This window comes from Maribacter confluentis, from assembly GCF_030505015.1.
In the GTDB taxonomy this organism is placed as follows: Bacteria; Bacteroidota; Bacteroidia; order Flavobacteriales; family Flavobacteriaceae; genus Maribacter; species Maribacter sedimenticola.
In genome coordinates, this window is record NZ_JAUKUC010000001.1 from 1,356,605 (window position 1) to 1,374,932 (window position 18,328).

Sequence of the window (18,328 nt, forward strand, 5' to 3'; positions counted from 1 at the left end):
ATTGTTTAGTTTTTAAGCTGTTTAAATGTGATATTTTAATCTTTAATAAGGTTGAATATTATATTTGATACAATTACACGTATATAATTGTCAAATTATTAATACCCAAATAAAGCCATAAAAGGACTTTAGGCTCATTGTATATTGTATCAATCTATCATACAAATCGTTCAGATTTTAAGAAATAGTTAAGAAACTACAGGGTATGACACAAAATGTAGTGCTGTGAAACAAATCGTATTTCGATTTGTAAAAAACTAGCTTTCAATGGGTTAATAATCAATATAAATTGATAGAAGAAAAATCAGATTTAAGGGGATAATTAATTCATAATAAAATATTCGAAAAGCCAATTAGACAAACGTAATTTTATTTGTTGAATGATATTAAAAAAGTATTATGCATTATTACAAACAATAACTTATTAGGTAACGGTTAACCTAATAGCGAAATTTAAAATTTTCTACTCAAGCAAGTATACTACCTTTTTTTACTTATTTTTTGCTAAAAAAATGGAGGCTATTGAAAAAATAGGTGTAAATAATTCACAAGCATTAAAATTAAAAAGAATTTTATTGGTGATTAGATGTGAATTCTACTTTTTAATAACTGTACCGGATGGTTTTGTTAATCTAATTGATGTCGGGAATGGCTCTCCTATAATTGGCATATCATCATTTGACCAATCAATTTTTTGCGCTCTAGGCGAACGTTTGTCACTACAGCCATCAGTAGGTTGGTCATTGGCATGATAAAGAATCCAATCTTCATTACCATCTGGACTTTTAAAGAATGAATTATGACCAGTACCATATACACCATTTTCTTTGGATTGTGAAAATATGGGTTCTTTTGATTTGCTCCAATTCGTTGCATTCATAGGGTCTCCATCAACATTCATTGTTAGTAGGCCTAAGGCATAATTTGGAGTCCAGCACCCACTTGCGGAATATACAATATGTAATTTTTGACCATGAATTATTGATTGCGGTCCTTCATTAACATAAACTGGGGCATTTGGTTGCCACACACCGGGATAAATAAAGTTTTTTTCCCAATCAAATGATGGGGTTGATAATAAAACTCTGTCAGAAATAATCGTCCAAGGATTGGACATTTTAGCTATGTAAATATTTTGGGTTTCTTCGCCGTTCTCAATTTTAGGTCTTTCCCAGCCAGACCATAAAAAATAAAATTGACCATTATGTTTAAAGATACTACCATCAATAGCCCAATTATCATTTGGATCGGTCTTCAATTTTGATTTCAACTTGAAAGAATCGTCAAAAGGATCTTCTGCAGTATTCTCTAACACAAACATTCTATGGTTTCTATTGTCCCCATCGTCAGCTGCTACATAAATATACCATGCACCATTAATAAAGTGAATTTCAGGCGCCCAAATATTTTTGGAATGGTCTCCGGTTTCTGGTGCTTTCCAAATAGTTCTTTTCTGGGCATTTCTTAAATCTGTTATATCCGGCGTTTTCAAAAGCGCAATTGAAGTACCTTCAGATTTAATATAATAGTAATTACCATTATGGTAAATAGCCCACGGATCAGCACCATTATCCAAAAGAGGATTTGTAAATGTACTTTTTAAATTTTCTGTTTGGGATACCACCTTTTCCGCTGGGTTCTGGTTCACAACTTTGACACCATTGCAAGAAATAAAAACAATTGAAGTAATTAAGAAAATACACCAGTGTTTTAAATTTTTCATAAATATGCTATTCGGAAGTACTTAATGAATATGGGAAATCTGAAGCCTTTATTCCTCGTTTAATATTAGGTTCTGCAACCATATTAAAATCTAATATAACACCTTTCATTAATTCAGAATGGCTCAACCAGTTTTTAGCGTATAGCTTATCATTACAACGTAATGAACCTATATACCTATTGTTACTATTATTCTCTAGTGCATTAATTATTATATTATTACCATTTTCTAATTGTAAGGTGACTTTTTTAAATAAAGGAGCCCCGAGCACATATTGATCCGTTGCAGGTGCAACCGGATAAAAACCCATGGCAGAGAAAACATACCATGCCGAGGTCTGCCCATTGTCTTCATCACCACAATATCCATCGGGAGTAGGAAAGTACATGCGATCCAAAATTTCACGCACCCAATATTGACTTTTCCAAGGTTGACCTACATAATTATATAAATAGGCCATGTGTTGAATAGGCTGATTACCATGTGCATACTGCCCCATATTCGCAATCTGCATTTCACGTATTTCATGTATTACGCCTCCATAATAACTATCATCAAATATTGGTGGTAGGTCAAATACGTTATCCAATTGCGAAATAAAAACATCTTTACCGCCCATTAAATCTACAAGCCCCTGCATATCATGAAAAACGGACCAGGAATAATGCCAACTATTACCTTCTGTAAAAGCATCGCCCCATTTAAAAGGGTTAAATGGAGACATAAATTCTCCATCCTTATTTTTTCCCCGCATTAATTTAGTTTCTGGGTCAAAAAGGTTTTTATAATTAAGACTTCGTTTTTTATAGACTTCTATTACTTTCTTAGGTTTGTTCAATGCTTTCCCTAATTGATAAATGGCGAAATCATCATAAGCATACTCTAATGTTCTAGCAGCATTCTCATTTATCTGAACATCATAAGGCACATATCCTAACCTATTATAATATTCAACTCCCACTCGACCTACAGCTGTCATAGGCCCCTCATTATTTGCGCCATGTAAAAGCGCCTGGTACAAATTTTCAATATCATAAGTATAAGCATCACCACTTTTAAGATATGCTTCGGCAACAACAGATGCCGAGTTATTGCCTACCATGGTATTTCTCAACCCCGGACTAGCCCATTCTGGTAACCACCCACTCTCTTTATAGGCATTTGAAAGTCCTTCTTGCATTTGCCCTAATTGTTTAGGGTACATTAGGTTTAAAAAAGGAAATAAGGATCTAAAGGTGTCCCAAAACCCAGTATCCGTATACATATAACCTGGTAAAACTTCACCGTTATACGGACTGTAATGAACAACTTTGCCATCTTTATCGAATTCGAAAAATTTTCGAGGAAAAAGTAACGAACGATATAAACATGAATAAAAGGTTCGGGATTGATCTTCAGTGCCCCCTTCTACTTTAATTCTACTTAATTCTTTATTCCATGCATTCTTTCCTTTTTTCTTTATGGCATCAAAATCCAAATTCCCAATTTCACCAAGATTCAACTTTGCCTGTTCATAGCTTATAAAAGATGAGGCTACTCTAACATTGATAATCTCCCCTTTTTTTGTCTTAAAACCTATCACTGCTCCAGAATGGTCCGATTCCATTTCTAATTCATTACTTAATGCCGACCCACTAAAGGTTTTAGAAATTTCAAACTCCTTATCGAAGGCTAACACAAAATAATTTTTAAAATTTTCAGGTACACCACCGCTATTCTTGGTGGTATACCCTAAAATCATTTTCTGTTTTGGAAGTATCTTAATATAAGAACCTTTATCAAAAGCATCAATAACTACAAATGCGCTATCCGTTTTCGGAAAAGTGAATCTAAAACGTGCCGCGCGTTCTGTTGGAGTAATTTCTGTGGTTACATTATGATCAGCCAGATAAACACTATAATAGTAGGGTGTTACAATTTCTGACTTGTGTGAAAACCAACTTTGACGATCCTCTTCTAAAAAACGTAGCGAACCGGTTACCGGCATTATGGAAAATTGTCCATAATCATTCATCCATGGTGATGGTTGGTGCGTCTGTTTAAATCCTTTTATTCTCGTGGCATCATAGGTATAGGCCCAGCCATCGCCCATTTTACCGGTCTGTGGTGTCCAAAAATTCATTCCCCATGGCATTGCTATCGCAGGATATGTATTTCCATTAGATAAGCTATGATCAGAGTCTGTTCCCATTAACGGGTTTACCCAATCAACAGGGCTAAAAGTATTTGTATTTTCCTGCGCATTTACAGAAATAAACAAGTTTGAAAATACTATTAATAAAAAAATTATAATTCTTAGCACTAATAATTATTTAAACATTGAATTTTACATCGTATTATCATTTAATATGATGCATGTAATTAACACACCAACAAATTATAATTAACAACTTAACTTTAACCTACATAGTGTTTCAATGATTCATTAATACTGGTCATAGTGCTATTTACATACGAGTACAACCTATTTTGAACCAAATAGTACAATCTATGAGACATTTTGTTGAGTACAAATCATTAAATTTTAACGAAATTCGAATGTCTTGAAAAAAATTAAATTAAGCTTACTACTATTAGTTTTCCATGCATACATACTATGTGGACAAGAAATATATTTCCAACATTATATGGTGGAAAATGGATTATCACACAATACCATTATAAGTTCTATACAAGACCATAAGGGATTTCTTTGGTTTGGCACAAAAAATGGATTAAATCGTTTTGATGGTTACAATTTTAGGCTATTTCAAAACAACCCAGACGACCCTAAAAGTATTAAAGGCAATTACATTGAAAGTCTTCATGAGAATGATAGCATAATATGGGTAGGTACAGATAGTGGTTTATTTAGATATAATGAAAGTCTAGAAAATTTTGATATTATAGAAGGAACAGCCAATGCCCAAGTTTTAGATATTGAAAATGACGCTAATGGTAACTTATGGTTTATTAGCCAAAGTACTTTGAGCAAATACAATCTTACTACAAAAGAAATTAAAGAGTATCCTACCACTGAATTTTTTAATGCCACAGATATACATAAACTAAAAAATAATGAAATATGGATATCCTCTACCAACTACCTTTATCAGTATAATGAAACCACAGATTCTTTTAATGAATATCCACTAGAAATTGAAGCCGAACTAAAGCGACCTTTAAGAATAAATGAGTTATTTAATCTAGACGAGCAAACACTTCTCTTAGGAACTCAAAATCATGGAGTTCTAGCCTTTGATATGGTCGAAAAGAAATTAAAATCAATGGCTCAAATTACCTCAGAATCCTATTATGTAAGAGATTTTGCTATACGAGCAGATAAAGAGCTTTGGGTTGCTTCGGAATCTGGCCTACATATTTACGACCTTAAAACTAAAGCATACACCAATCTGAAAAAAAATTATGATAACCCATATGCGTTATCGGACAATGCGGTATACTCTCTTACTATAGACAAAGAAAATGGTGTTTGGGCAGGAACCTATTTTGGCGGTATAAATTACACTCCGCACCAATATTCCCCTTTTACTAAATTTTTCCCTATGTCATCTCAAAATTCCATAAATGGAAATGCGGTCAGAGAAATTAGACCCGATGATTTTGGTAACCTTTGGATAGGAACAGAAGATGCCGGTTTAAATAAATTTAACCCGAAGACTGGTAAATTTACAAACTACACCTCATTAGATAAAAATAAAAATGGAATTTTAACCCATTATAATATCCATGGTCTTTTACCGGTTGCAGATAAGTTGTGGATAGGGATGTTTGACAATGGAATAGATATTTTAGATATTAATAGGAATAAAATTATAAAACATTATAACATAGGTCAAGAAGGAGCTTTAAGAAGTAATTTTGTTTTTGCCCTTCATAAATCAAAAGAGAATGTAATTTTTGTAGTTACCACTTACGGCATACAAACTTATGACCCTATTACAGATAAATATACTTTATATGATGTATTTCCAGAAAATCATCATTATACCTGTTTTTATGAAGATAGGCAAGGTACTCTTTGGGCTGGAACCTACTCTGATGGATTATACTATTATAACCCTACAACAAAAGAAAAAGGTTTTTTTAAATATGAAGGAAATAATCCTTCTAGTATTTCCAATAACCACATTAATGGTATTTTTGAAGATTCTAAAAATAACATTTGGATTTCTACAGAATACGGTTTAAACCTTTTAAATAAAAATAAGAAGGATTTTACCAAGTTTACAACAAAAAATGGGTTTCCATCCAACGTTTTTTATGGAATTTTAGAAGATGATAATAAAAATATTTGGATTACTACATCTAATGGTTTGGTACAATTTGATAGTAAGAATGATATAAAAAAGATATACACTAAAGCAAACGGTTTAAAGAGCGATCAGTTTAATTATAACTCTGCATATAAAGACCCTAATGGCCGTATGTATTTTGGTACAGTAAACGGTATGATAAGTTTTAACCCAAAAGACTTCAAAAAAAATACATATAGTCCCCCAATCTATATTACCGGTCTTCAAATTAACAATAAAGAAGTTTTTGTAGACCAAACAAATTCCCCAATTAAAGAATCTATTTCATCATTAGAAAATCTAGTGCTTTCTCCAGAACAATCTTCATTTAGTTTAGAATTTGCAGCACTAAGTTATATAGCTCCAGAAAACACAGAGTATTGGTATAAAATGGAAGGTTTGAATAATGATTGGATTTATTTGCAAAAAGACCATAAAGTATACTTTACAGAATTAGCTGCCGGCAATTACAATTTTATTGTAAAATCTATGAACAGTAGTGGCGTTTGGGGCAAGGAAACATCTGGCTTAAATATTAAGGTTCTACCTATATTCTGGAAAAGTAATTTGGCATATACTATTTACACTGCACTTACTTGTTTTTTAATTTTCATTGGTTTTCGAAATTATGACCAAAGAGTAAAATCTAAAAACATTCAAAAAATTAAGCAGTTAAACAACAGAAAGGAAAAAGAAATATACCAGGCTAAAATTGAATTTTTCACTAATGTATCTCATGAAATACGTACTCCGCTAACGCTAATAAAAAGTCCGTTAGAAAAAGTTTTAAAAAAATCTCATGAAGTACCGGGAATAAAAGACAATTTAGCAATTGTAAAGAAAAATACAAATCGTTTATTAGACCTAGTAAATCAATTATTAGATTTTAGAAAAACTGAAATTGAAAGAGTTGACCTAACCTTTGTTGAAACAAACATATCTGAATTAATAGATGATACATATGCAAGATTTAGTGAAGCTATTAGGGATAAAAAAGTGGATTTTAGTTTAAAATTAGAAGACAAGGATGTCATTGCTTGCGTTGACCCTGAAGCACTTAAAAAAATACTGAGTAATCTTTTTAGTAATGCTATCAAATATGCAGACAAAGTCGTCATTGTAAGCTTAAAGTCTAATGAATCAGGACTCAAATTAAATTTACGAAATGACGGACTACTCATTCCCGGACATTTAAAAGAACGAATATTCGAACCATTTTATCGAGTATCTGGAAACGAAAATCAAACAGGTACTGGTATAGGCCTTGCGCTTGCCCGTTCGCTAACAGAAATGCACAATGGTAGTTTAAATTTAAATACCAGCGACGGTACTATGAACAGTTTTGTACTTCAGCTTCCTATTCACCAAGAAAAAGAATTTAGGCTACGCCCTAAATCATCTCAAAAATGGGCAGAGACCGAAAGCATTACCAATGTGACAATTTCACCTAATCAAGGTAATTGTATATTATTGGTAGAAGATAGCGAAGAGCTCCTAGATTTTGTAGCAAAAGAACTAAAGGAAGAATATTTTGTCCTTAAAGCTTCAAATGGCGAAGATGCTTTAAACCTACTAATTGAAGATAATGTTCAGCTTGTTATAAGTGATGTTATGATGCCTGGCATAAATGGATTTACCTTATGTAAAAAAATAAAGACAAATCTCGAAACTAGCCACATACCTGTCATTTTACTTACTTCTAAAAGTGCTATGTCTGCAAAAATGGAAGGATTAGAATCTGGTGCAGATGCCTATATTGAAAAACCGTTCTCTATTAAACACCTTAAAGTACATATTGCAAACCTTCTTGAGAACCGTAAAAACATTATGGAACATTATGCGAGTTCTCCACTAGCTCACATCAGAAGTATTGCCAATACAAAAACAGATGAAACCTTTATTAAAAAACTAGATGAAGTAATTTATCAAAATATGTCCGATAGCGATCTCAATGTAGAAACGCTGGCCGAGATCATGAATATGAGTAGGTCTACCTTGTATCGTAAAATAAAAGATATCTCCAATCTTAGTCCAAACGAGCTTATAAATATCGCTAGATTAAAAAAATCTGCAGAGCTCTTAAAATCCGGAAAGTATAGAATTTTTGAAGTTGCAGAAATAGTAGGCTATAACTCTGCAACAAGTTTTGGTAGAAATTTTCAGAAACAGTTTGAGATGACTCCTTCAGATTACATGAATGACAAAAATTAATTCTATTTGGCTTGAAAAACCGTATTATAATTAATTAAACTCCAAATTTACTTTAGGTTTAATTATTATTCTGAAAACTAAAATTGAATACGTTTTTGCTTACGATTTTATAATTTAATAGCGGTTGAGCCCAATAAAATCGTTACAAATTTTCCATACGAGGAGCTCATGACCCGAAAGTCGCTGGTTCGAGTCCAGTCCCCACTACTAAGTACCAGAATCTACGGTTTAGCCTTCGCTAGACCATTTTTTTTATGCCTAATTTTAAAGAGTTGCCCACATTTGAATACGGTAATGAATACGAAAATGCATATGATTCATAAGACGAAACTTTTCTGTCCCTAAAATATATACCGCCAATGGTGATCTATCTAAGCAGTGGTAAACCTATTTTTCGTTTCATGACCCCAAAACCGGAAAGTTGAAGCGTTAAACGCCCTTTTATAGGGACGCGAATAGAGATAAGCACAAGAAAGATAGAATGGCCGTACTAAGCCTACCCTATTGAAGGAACTTTATACTTATTACTAGGAATACAGATTCCAAAGTCTTTCTTTTAAAAGGACCAAAACAGAAGGCCTATACGGCATACTGCGTATTGAAACTTATTTCCATGGCCACCATAAGAGCGGGAATCTATAAAAAAGTAATTCCGCATATGCTCAGGTACAGTTTTGCCACACCCCTTATTGAAGACGGCATTGATATACGGTATATATAATGATTATTGGGTCATAGTTCTACCAAGACAACGGAAATTAACACCATGTGGCGGAAACCTCCTTTAATGGTATTAAAGATCTCTTATCTTAGTTCCGCATATGAAATATATATAGATCATATGATCTATATTCTTACGTTGTGCGTAATTAACCCAAACTATGCGAAAAACCATTCAAGTAGAATTTAAAAATCCTTTAGGAATATTTAATCTTGATGATTTTAGCTATTTATATAATGATAAAGAACTAAAAAGAATCGCTGAAGATTCTTCTTTGTATTTTATTCTTCAACGTCCTTGTCTAATATTTAGAAATATAAAATGTTCTACAAAGTTTCTTACTGGAGAAATCTCACAACCTTTAACTGGAATTAATATAAAATTTCAATTACCATTATATCAGAAAGACGTAATTGAAACTGAAAATATATCGAATATTGAACTTCATTTGTGCTACAATAAAAGCTTAAGAACGAAGAAAATCTAAGTGATTTCATTGATGTTATTATAATAAAAATTCCAGAAGAAAAGAATTTCACTAAATTAATCACGCCTGACACAATACTAAGAAGCCATTACAATAAGAATTGGAAAGTTAATATAGAAGGAGAAACAAAAAAACTTTTAGAATTTGATGTAAAATATATTGGTCATTCTGTAAAACAATTTATAGCGAAAAGGATTAAAAACCATAGCAATATCCAAAGAATTTTAACCACGTCATTACCTATCCAAAAAGGAATGCAAATTTCAAAAGAACTTTGTATATGCTTACTTGAAATTAATGATATACTTGAGGCTAAAACTATTAGTCCAAATGATTATGGTTCTGAAAATAATAGTAATCTACTTAAATTACCAAACGAAGAATCTATTTACTACGATGCCGAAAAAGCATATATTAATTTCTTTTCGAAATCAAAAAATAACTTATTAGAAAACAAAGACCTTTATGCTTCTTATCCAAAAGGAACAAATGGACTATTTGATGAAAAATATGAAAATATAATTTATAACATACAAGATGAAATCACATTAAAATATGGAGATAAAGAATTAAATAATAAAAATGTTATTTATGTCAATCGGAAATTAAAAACAGTTGAAAAAAAATAACTACGCACAACACCGTATATAAAAAATAGCGGTTTTAGTGCTTAAACGAAAGATAAATAATAAAATAAAGGTCAGTAATAAACCGAAAAGTTAGTGGATAAAATCCGCTACTTTTCATATACAAGACCGTTGTAGCGCATTTCCAAAACTAAAACCGAATTAATGTTTCGAGGTTTTCAGATTCTTTTCTTATTACTGATTTCTCCCTTTATTATCGGAGTATTTTTAAAAGGGCTTAAACATAAATCGGAATTGAGTGGTAAAGTTATTTTGACACTTTATGCTTTAGGGACTGGATTTATTATAATAATGTCAATTATCAGCATTCTTTCAAAAAAGAAAGTTTTAGATAAATCAGATTTTTATGGAGAATATACAATTGACCGAAATTATTTTCCCGGAATAAATGCGGATTGGCAGTACAATCGATATCGTTTTGAAATCAAGGATAATGATTCTATATATTTTTACTCTACAGACGAAGAAAAAATATTTAAAACGTATAAAGGAAAAATAGTTACAGATAAAAAACGATATACCTCCAGACGAATAAAGTTCCAAATGGAACAACCAACACATCATATTCTAACTGACAATCCAACTATTTACCGTGAACCTTGGGACTTTTTCATGGTGCTCAATTCACCGAAATATCATAATATGTATTTTAGGAAAGGAAAATGGAAAAAAATTGACGGAAAATGAAAGCAAAAAAAACGCGCTACAACATGGTGTATAATTAATTGCGGGCGGATTTCCCAAAATGGAAATCCTTGCAATTAACTATCTTCGTTATAGGCGGACATTTTCCGCTGGAAAAGTCCGCAAATAATCATACACGAACCGTTACCCAAAATATGAAAAAACTAAAATTTAAAAGTGGAATTATTAAATTTTGCGGACTTATGTTGATTGCTTTAGGGGTATCCTGTAAGACTTATACTATTCCTGTAGATAGTTTTCGTGAACAAATGAAAAATACAAATTCGGAAAACAAAAATGATGTCGAAATAAACAATCCATTAACGTTTGGAAAAATAAAATATTCAGCAAATGACATTGACCGACTTGTGGTGTTTGACAAAACTGGACAAGAAATGTATCTGAGCAATTCGCCATCAATAGAAATGCGTGTTACTCACAAAAATGGAAAAAAGTATATTCTATATTTCGATACGGTTATTCTGGAAAATAATATTCTAAAAGGCGGACGCTCAAGATTTGCTCAGGGACTAAAATGGGAAATCCCAATGGATAGTATTGTTAAAATTGAAGTTCAAGATGGTGGTAAGAAATTTAACTATCAGAACTAAAAAATACTTTGGGTAACACAACCTATAAACAATATGGGCTTAGGTCTTAAACGCTAAGGTTTGCATATTTTTATAATGTCGCGAAATCTTTGGGATTTCGCTTTAACACAAAAAAAGAAAAAACAAAACAAAAAGATTTCGCTATGCGTATGGCGGAAAGCAAACGCTAGTTTGCTCCCGTACTGTTCATATCTCAACCGTTACCCAACATTAGAAAGCAACTCTATAATTTCTTATTTCGATAATTTTAATAATAAATATTATACATTTTTGATAATTTATTATTATATTTAGCGTATAAATAAGAATCAAAATGACATATATTTATGATTTAAGAAACAAAAAGCTTATTGAAGCTGAAATTGTTCTTGCATCTGGAAAAATGCCTTTAAAAAAAGACGGTTGGAATTTTGATTGGAACAAACTGAAAAAAGAAAAGAATACCAAAACCTACGTATTAAGATTAAAAAATGAAGCTCAAAGTATTGAGGGAATATTACAATTGAGACTTGAAAATGATTTGTTGATAATGGACGTCATAGAAATTGCGCCTTACAATATAGGCTCGTCAAGTAAAAGATTTAATTATGTAGCAGGTTGTTTGATTGCGTTTGCTTGCAGGGAAAGTTTTAAAATTGAAGGTAATTACAAAGGGTTTTTAACCTTTACATCAAAAACAAATTTAATTAATTGGTACAAAACTAAATATGGAGCAACTCAAGCTTTTGGTCAAAGGATGTTTATTGACGATTCGATTGGATTACAATTGATTGAAAAGTATTTAAAATAAGATTTAAAGATTATGAGTAAGCAAGAATTCAATAAAAACAAAGAACAAGTTCTAACCGACAGAATGGATGTTGGAACTAAAGAATTCAATGAATTTCAGGCTATCCTTTTGAATAAATCCAAGGAGCGCTCAAATGAAAGAAAGAAAATGATAGAACTGATGGCTCTCAAATTCAAAATGGAAGATTATTTGAATTCAGAGGACAAACATTCAAAATTAGTTGGCGATTTTCTCAAAGCTTATTTAAATGCTTTCGACATTAGACAAAATAAATTTGCGCAATATATTGGAGTTAGACCATCAAATTTAACAAAACTGATAAAAGGTGAACGCTCTTTGAATCACGAAATGGCACTTGTCTTTGGAACTATCTTTGGAAATGACCCAATGCTTTGGTTGGATGTTCAAGACAAAAACAAACTTTATGAATTATCTAAAATTAAGAGAAAAGAAATGAAAAAGTATTCCCTCGATGATTTAATAAATAACGTTGGGTAACAATGGCTATAAGTAATTGCTTGTTCTCGCCTACTTCTGAAAATCCTCGCGGATTTTCAGTTTGGTGCGAACTTGCAAAGTTAACTGCTAAACCACGCAACTACTCATAGCCGAGACCGTTAGCTATCATTAAAACAAATTATATGTCAAGATTTCTTGCATTTGGTATACTACTAATATTGCTAGGTGGTTGCAATGAAAAAATCAAAGAGGAACGAATCTATTGGTTTGAAAATGAAACGGAGTTGACGAATAAATTTGAAATTGATTTATCGAAGGGCTTTATAATAATTCCAATTATAGCTGAAAATGATACGTTACAATTTATATTTGATACAGGAGCAAATCAGATTTTGATTTTCCCAAACGAACAAACAAATAAACTAAAGTATATCAAAGGAAAACCGTTAAATTCAAAGGAAGGTATTCATAACATTGGCGGACGATTCATCCATAATTTAAACTTTCATTTCGAATCTATAAACTTTGAAAATGTTTCGGGGATAATGACAGACATGGAACGCTTTCCAGCAGAATTTAACTCATATATAAAACAAATGGGAATAGATGGTATGATTGGGTATGATATTCTTAAAAGTTTCCCATTACAGTTGGATTTTGAATCAGGCAGAGGTACAGTTTATAAGAATTCCAATGCTATTAATGATGGTAAGTCAGGTAATTTGTTAGCATTAAGTTTTCATGATAATAAGCCTTACATAAATTGTAAAATAAAGTCTAATGAGAATTCGATTGAAACGATAAAACTTCAATTTGATTTAGGAAATCTGGGTACACTTGAGCTAATACCCTCAACGATAAATGGTTTTGATATACCTGAAAATGCAGAGAAAAAGGAAGGGTATGGAATATCTGGAAAATATGAAATATATATCGGAGTAACAGAAAAAATCCAACTCGGAGACATCGAAATTGACAGTATCCCAACAGCATTTTTACCAAATAACATCTATTCTGAAAGTGGTAGAAACGGTAAGGTAGGACTTGAAGTCATGAAACAATTCAATTTGACTATTGACTATCCCAATGAAAGACTAATAGTAAAAGAATGAATTAAAACGATAGCTAACATTTTGTATAAGTAATGGCAGGTAAAGTGCTAAATTTCATGGTTTGTAGCCCGCTCAAACTGCATAGCGGTTTGATAGGAAACAACTGCGCAATCTGCCACTACTCATACAATTTACCGATGATGTTGCATTCTCCTACGTCGACCCTATGTGCTACATCTCGTACCTCGATTCTCGCACAAAGGGAAATGCAACATCATCGCAGCGCTATGTCAGATCACATTAAACCGTAGGATAAGGGTAACTTTTCTAAGTACGACGCTTAACGGAAGAAAACAACCCAACATATCACGTCACTATATGTAATCTGGACCGCCATATTTTATTCCCAATACCGTCGAAAACCAAAAAAGGTTTTCACTATATTTCCATAAAATATCGCGGACTACACATAGCGCTGCGTTAGTGTTTATTGTAAAAAAACATTCTAGCAAAATTGAGAGATAAATGTGGAAAACTACACAGGACTTCTTACTCAAACATAATGGAAACGCAAATGGACTTTTGAGCAAGTGTGTGGATATACACTCTTCGCCGAACAGAATAAAATTTTAATGAAAATATTTACACTATTATTCCTAAGTATTTTATGCTCTAACCAACTACTGAGTCAAGAATCAATTTTCAGCGAGTCATTTTTAACCGATTACGAAATTATTTTATTGGGAGAACAAACACATGGCGATGGTGCTGTTTTTGAAAAAAAACTTGCTATGGTCAAGGAACTACATGAAAAAGGCGGGTTTAATTTATTGGTCTTTGAAAGTGGTCTGTATGACAACTTTAAAGCGAATCAACTTTATTCTGTGAAAAAAGAAGATGTGGGTATTTTTAAACAAAGTGTTGGCTCACTTTATTCCGATACCGAGGTATTTCAAGACCTTCTAGACTATATCGAAACACATCAAGAATTAAAAATCCTAGGATTTGATTCCCAAGAATCCAATTTGTTCGACCAATATTTTCTTGACGATTTCAAAACGCTTTGCACCAATAACAACATTTCAATTTCCAAGGAAACCTACATAGAATTGGAAAAAACTCTAGTCGTTAGGGATTTGGAAAGTTATGTTGGCAATAAAAAAGATTCTACAGCTCTTTACGATAGAATTCTAGCTTTACAGCGTAAAATTGATTTGATACCAAAAAGCAATTTAGAAACAAAGGTTATCGTCCAAACCTTTAAAAGCGTTTTCTCCGACTTGGATTTCAACTTGAAGAGTCTTCAAAAAGAAAAAATACACGTTCAAAACCCCAGAGATAAACAAATGGCGGAAAATTTGACTTTTATAAAAGAAACATATCCAAATGAAAAAATAATTGGTTGGGGTGCAAGTTATCATTTCGCCAATCGTCTTAACGAATTTGAATTTACGGAAGAAACAGAAAACTACATAAAGCAGAATTTTGAACTATTGGACAGCATTACAGACCATAGTCATATGGAACTTAATGATGAAATTGAACAAGTAAAGAGCTTGCGATTTGCCAAACCAATGGGACAAATTCTTAAAGAAAATTATGGAGATAAATTGTTTAGTTTGGCATTTACGTCTTACGAAGGTAATTATCTTGACATCTTTCACGACAACATATTGCCTATTCTAAATGCACCTACAAATAGCATTGAGTCTAAATTAATAAAGCAGGGGGCAAAAGAAAAACTAAAATTTCTCGAAAACATCGATGATAAATTCTACTCCTCGGCACTAGGCTATATTCCACTTTATGCGAACTGGAACAATGTATTTGATGGTATATACTTCATTGAAAAAATGTACCCTCCAATTTATTCTGAATATGATTCCCACGAAGAAAAATTGTTAATTCCCAATAAATTAAGTACAGTTAGCGGAACTGTCTTAGATACCGAAACCTCTCAACAGATTGCCTATGCAGACATTTATTACTCAGACAACAATTTAAGTACTATCTCCAATTTAAAAGGCGAATTTTCAATATCAAATTCGAATAAACAAAATAGTTATTTGATTTTTTCTGCTATTGGATATGAAAGTGATTCAGTACAAGTTCAGGAACTGCAAAAAAAGAATACCATACGTTTAAAAAAGTCAAATGAAAATATTGTCCTAAACGAGGTTGTAGTAACTGCAAAATTAAAAAGCTTAAGTGCCGAAGAAATTATTAAAAAAGCGAGAAAGAATATAGAGCGCAACTATGTTCAAACACCTTATAACCAAAGTTACTTTTTTAAAATAATAGATTTCAATCTAAAGGACTCATTAAGTCTAGGCGAAGAAGCATTAATTCAAACGTATAATCAAAAAGGTGTTAACGGCTCTAATAGGCCTGAAAATAATTTTTATGGAGAGATTCAACATTTAAGAAACAATACGGATAAATATGACAAAGACAGGTTTAATAATGGTATTGGCTCTCTTTGGGTAGTCTTGAACAGGGACATAATTTTAAGCAAAACCAATGTATTATATAGAACTTCTTCCTACGATTTGACAAATGATGGAACAGTAAACTATGAAGGTCGAAAAGTGTACCAAATAAGTTTTGAAAACAATTCTCCAGGAGCATTTTCAACAGGCTATGGCTACCCTGCCCCTGAAAACTCTCACGGAAAGATTTTCGTAGATTCAGAAAACTTTGCTGTATTAAGGTATGAACATTGTATAAAACGCGCAGCATTTGTATCAAAGAAAACAAAGAATACAATACAATACTGGCATAAAATAGTTCAATCTTACAAGAATGTTAGTGGAATGTATTTCATAAATCTGCTTGACGTAACTAATACAACGAAAGTCTATTCTCCTGAAAATACTTTTTTGAACACTTATATTCAAATTCAAAAACTCGTTTCTAATAACATTGAAACCAAAAATGTAAGCGTATTAAAAAGACCACTAATTGATTTAAAAAAAGGCTTCAAAAAGAATACAACCGACCCATTTTGGAATGACAGACCAATCGATTTAGAAATAAAAATACAGGAGAATGAAGAATGCGGAGAAATAAAAATTTAACTGAATATAATGAATACGACATACTCGGACGGAAACAACAAACACTAACAAAACCTATAAACAATACGGGCTTTGGGCTTAATCGAAAGGTTTGTGTATTTTTATGAAGTCCGCAAAATCTTTGGGATTTTGCTTTGGACAAAAAAAGAAAAAGCAAAACAAAAAGATTTTGCTATGTGAGTGGCGGAAAGCAAACGCTAGTTTGCTCCCCTACTGTTCATAGGTACTGTGTTACCTGCAATTTGGTACGATATACAAACATCCTTTACAAAGTTATAGAAACATCGTTTACACTTTTTAAGTTGCATTTGGAACCAACATTCAGATGCTATGCCTTGGAAAGAACATACGATTATGGAACAAAAAATTGAATTTATCTGTGAATGGCGAACTGGAAAATACACCATCACGGAGCTTTGTAGAGGCTTTAAAATCTCAAGACCGACGGCCTACAAAATCATTGCCCGGTTTGAAAATGAAGGCTATGAAGGGCTAAGGGAACTCTCCAGAAAACCACGTAGCCCACATCCCAATGCCACCAATGAAAAGGTGGTGAACCGTATTCTTGAATTGAAGGAAAAACACAAGGCATGGGGCGCTAAAAAGTTGCACACCTTGTTGTATAAAGATTTCCCCGATGAAATAATCCCAACGGTCTTGACCGTACACAACATCCTTAAAAAACATGGTTTGGTGCCGCCTCAAAAACGGCTTAGAAGAGTGAAGCCAATACACCCTGTTTTCGACCCAAAAGAGTGCAATGAAGTGTGGAGTGCGGACTATAAAGGAAAGTTCCTCATGGGCAACAAAATTTACTGTCATCCGCTCACCATTGCCGATTCCAAAAGCCGGTTTGTATTTAACGCAAAAGGGCATTACAAAGAAAACCTTGCCTCTGCAAAAGCCGAGTTCAAAAGGGTTTTCAGGAAATTCGGCATCCCCGGACAAATCCATACCGACAATGGAAGCCCATTTGGTTCCGTGGCCGCAATACAAAGATTCACCAGGTTATCCTATTGGTTCATCGAACTGGGAATCATGCCCGTGTTTTCCGATCCGGCACAGCCACAACAGAACGGACGGCATGAACGAATGCACCGCGACCTGAAGACCGCCTGTGCCAAGCCTTCAGCTTATGACCTGAAAGCGCAACAAAGGCGTCTGAACCAATTTGTAAAAGAATATAATCACGTAAGGCCACATGAGGCATTGGACATGAGAACACCCGCTTCGGTACATGAATTTTCAACAAGACCATTCCCAGAAAAAATACCACACTTTGATTACGATTCCAAAATGAAAGTCTTAAAAGTCACCCAAAATGGAGCTATAAGATGGAAGGCCTATAATTGGGTTTACCTTTCCGCTTCGCTCCAAGGTAAACATATCGGGGCCCTGGACATTGGCAATGGTATTTGGAGGGTATTTTATAGAAACGTATTTTTAGGATACTTTGATGAACATGTGTTTAGAAAAAAAGAACAATCAGTGAGGTTAGAAACTAACTTAGTGTAAACTCTAATCTATAACTGTTGTAAACAATGTATATTAACAAACACCCGAACAAACAT

Annotated in this window: 13 protein-coding genes; 11 read left to right on the forward strand and 2 right to left on the reverse strand. The window is 32.9% G+C overall.

Annotation, left to right across the window (positions count from 1 at the left end):
• Positions 1-595: 595 nt before the first annotated feature.
• Entirely contained in the window at positions 596-1,723 is a 1,128-nt protein-coding gene (locus tag Q2T41_RS05875) for a glycoside hydrolase family 43 protein (RefSeq protein ID WP_304435303.1), read from the reverse strand.
• A 7-nt stretch (positions 1,724-1,730) separates the two neighbouring features.
• A complete protein-coding gene (locus Q2T41_RS05880; RefSeq protein ID WP_379921875.1) occupies positions 1,731-4,025 on the reverse strand; it encodes a GH92 family glycosyl hydrolase in 2,295 nt (764 codons plus the stop codon).
• A 241-nt stretch (positions 4,026-4,266) separates the two neighbouring features.
• On the opposite strand from Q2T41_RS05880, the gene Q2T41_RS05885 reads away from it, so the two are divergent.
• The 11 genes from Q2T41_RS05885 to Q2T41_RS05935 all read left to right on the forward strand — a co-directional run bounded on the left by Q2T41_RS05885 (position 4,267) and on the right by Q2T41_RS05935 (position 18,272).
• The gene (locus Q2T41_RS05885) at positions 4,267-8,229 is read left to right on the forward strand and encodes a hybrid sensor histidine kinase/response regulator transcription factor (RefSeq protein ID WP_304435304.1); all 3,963 of its coding nucleotides are present in this window, start codon (positions 4,267-4,269) and stop codon (positions 8,227-8,229) included.
• A gap of 598 nt (positions 8,230-8,827) precedes the next feature.
• Positions 8,828-8,950, forward strand: coding sequence for a tyrosine-type recombinase/integrase (locus tag Q2T41_RS05890; RefSeq protein ID WP_304435305.1), 123 nt, complete (start codon positions 8,828-8,830; stop codon positions 8,948-8,950).
• A 160-nt stretch (positions 8,951-9,110) separates the two neighbouring features.
• Positions 9,111-9,437, forward strand: coding sequence for a hypothetical protein (locus Q2T41_RS05895; RefSeq protein WP_304435306.1), 327 nt, complete (start codon positions 9,111-9,113; stop codon positions 9,435-9,437).
• Between the two features lie 254 nt (positions 9,438-9,691).
• Positions 9,692-10,066, forward strand: coding sequence for a hypothetical protein (locus Q2T41_RS05900; protein ID WP_304435307.1), 375 nt, complete (start codon positions 9,692-9,694; stop codon positions 10,064-10,066).
• 309 nt (positions 10,067-10,375) lie between these two features.
• On the forward strand, positions 10,376-10,771 hold the full coding sequence (locus Q2T41_RS05905; protein WP_304435308.1) for a hypothetical protein: 396 nt from the start codon (positions 10,376-10,378) through the stop codon (positions 10,769-10,771).
• Between the two features lie 38 nt (positions 10,772-10,809).
• The gene (locus tag Q2T41_RS05910) at positions 10,810-11,379 is read left to right on the forward strand and encodes a hypothetical protein (protein WP_304435309.1); all 570 of its coding nucleotides are present in this window, start codon (positions 10,810-10,812) and stop codon (positions 11,377-11,379) included.
• A 313-nt stretch (positions 11,380-11,692) separates the two neighbouring features.
• A complete protein-coding gene (locus Q2T41_RS05915; protein WP_304435310.1) occupies positions 11,693-12,169 on the forward strand; it encodes a hypothetical protein in 477 nt (158 codons plus the stop codon).
• A gap of 12 nt (positions 12,170-12,181) precedes the next feature.
• Positions 12,182-12,667, forward strand: coding sequence for a helix-turn-helix transcriptional regulator (locus Q2T41_RS05920; RefSeq protein WP_304435311.1), 486 nt, complete (start codon positions 12,182-12,184; stop codon positions 12,665-12,667).
• Between the two features lie 143 nt (positions 12,668-12,810).
• Positions 12,811-13,740 (forward strand): hypothetical protein, encoded by a 930-nt coding sequence (locus tag Q2T41_RS05925; protein WP_304435312.1) that lies wholly within the window; start codon positions 12,811-12,813, stop codon positions 13,738-13,740.
• A 530-nt stretch (positions 13,741-14,270) separates the two neighbouring features.
• Positions 14,271-16,757 carry a carboxypeptidase-like regulatory domain-containing protein gene (locus Q2T41_RS05930; RefSeq protein WP_304435313.1) on the forward strand — a complete coding sequence of 829 codons (2,487 nt, stop codon included), beginning with the start codon at positions 14,271-14,273 and terminating at the stop codon, positions 16,755-16,757.
• Positions 16,758-17,087: 330 nt separating this feature from the next.
• Positions 17,088-18,272, forward strand: coding sequence for an integrase core domain-containing protein (locus Q2T41_RS05935; RefSeq protein ID WP_304435314.1), 1,185 nt, complete (start codon positions 17,088-17,090; stop codon positions 18,270-18,272).
• Positions 18,273-18,328: the final 56 nt, after the last annotated feature.

Excerpts from the sequence above, each read along its gene's own strand:
- Q2T41_RS05875 (WP_304435303.1), bottom strand. The coding sequence starts at position 1,723 with ATGAAAAATTTAAAACACTGGTGTATTTTCTTAATTACTTCAATTGTT.
- Q2T41_RS05895 (WP_304435306.1), top strand. The coding sequence starts at position 9,111 with ATGCGAAAAACCATTCAAGTAGAATTTAAAAATCCTTTAGGAATATTT.
- Q2T41_RS05900 (WP_304435307.1), top strand. The coding sequence starts at position 9,692 with ATGCAAATTTCAAAAGAACTTTGTATATGCTTACTTGAAATTAATGAT.
- Q2T41_RS05905 (WP_304435308.1), top strand. The coding sequence starts at position 10,376 with ATGTCAATTATCAGCATTCTTTCAAAAAAGAAAGTTTTAGATAAATCA.
- Q2T41_RS05915 (WP_304435310.1), top strand. The coding sequence starts at position 11,693 with ATGACATATATTTATGATTTAAGAAACAAAAAGCTTATTGAAGCTGAA.
- Q2T41_RS05920 (WP_304435311.1), top strand. The coding sequence starts at position 12,182 with ATGAGTAAGCAAGAATTCAATAAAAACAAAGAACAAGTTCTAACCGAC.
- Q2T41_RS05925 (WP_304435312.1), top strand. The coding sequence starts at position 12,811 with ATGTCAAGATTTCTTGCATTTGGTATACTACTAATATTGCTAGGTGGT.
- Q2T41_RS05935 (WP_304435314.1), top strand. The coding sequence starts at position 17,088 with ATGCCTTGGAAAGAACATACGATTATGGAACAAAAAATTGAATTTATC.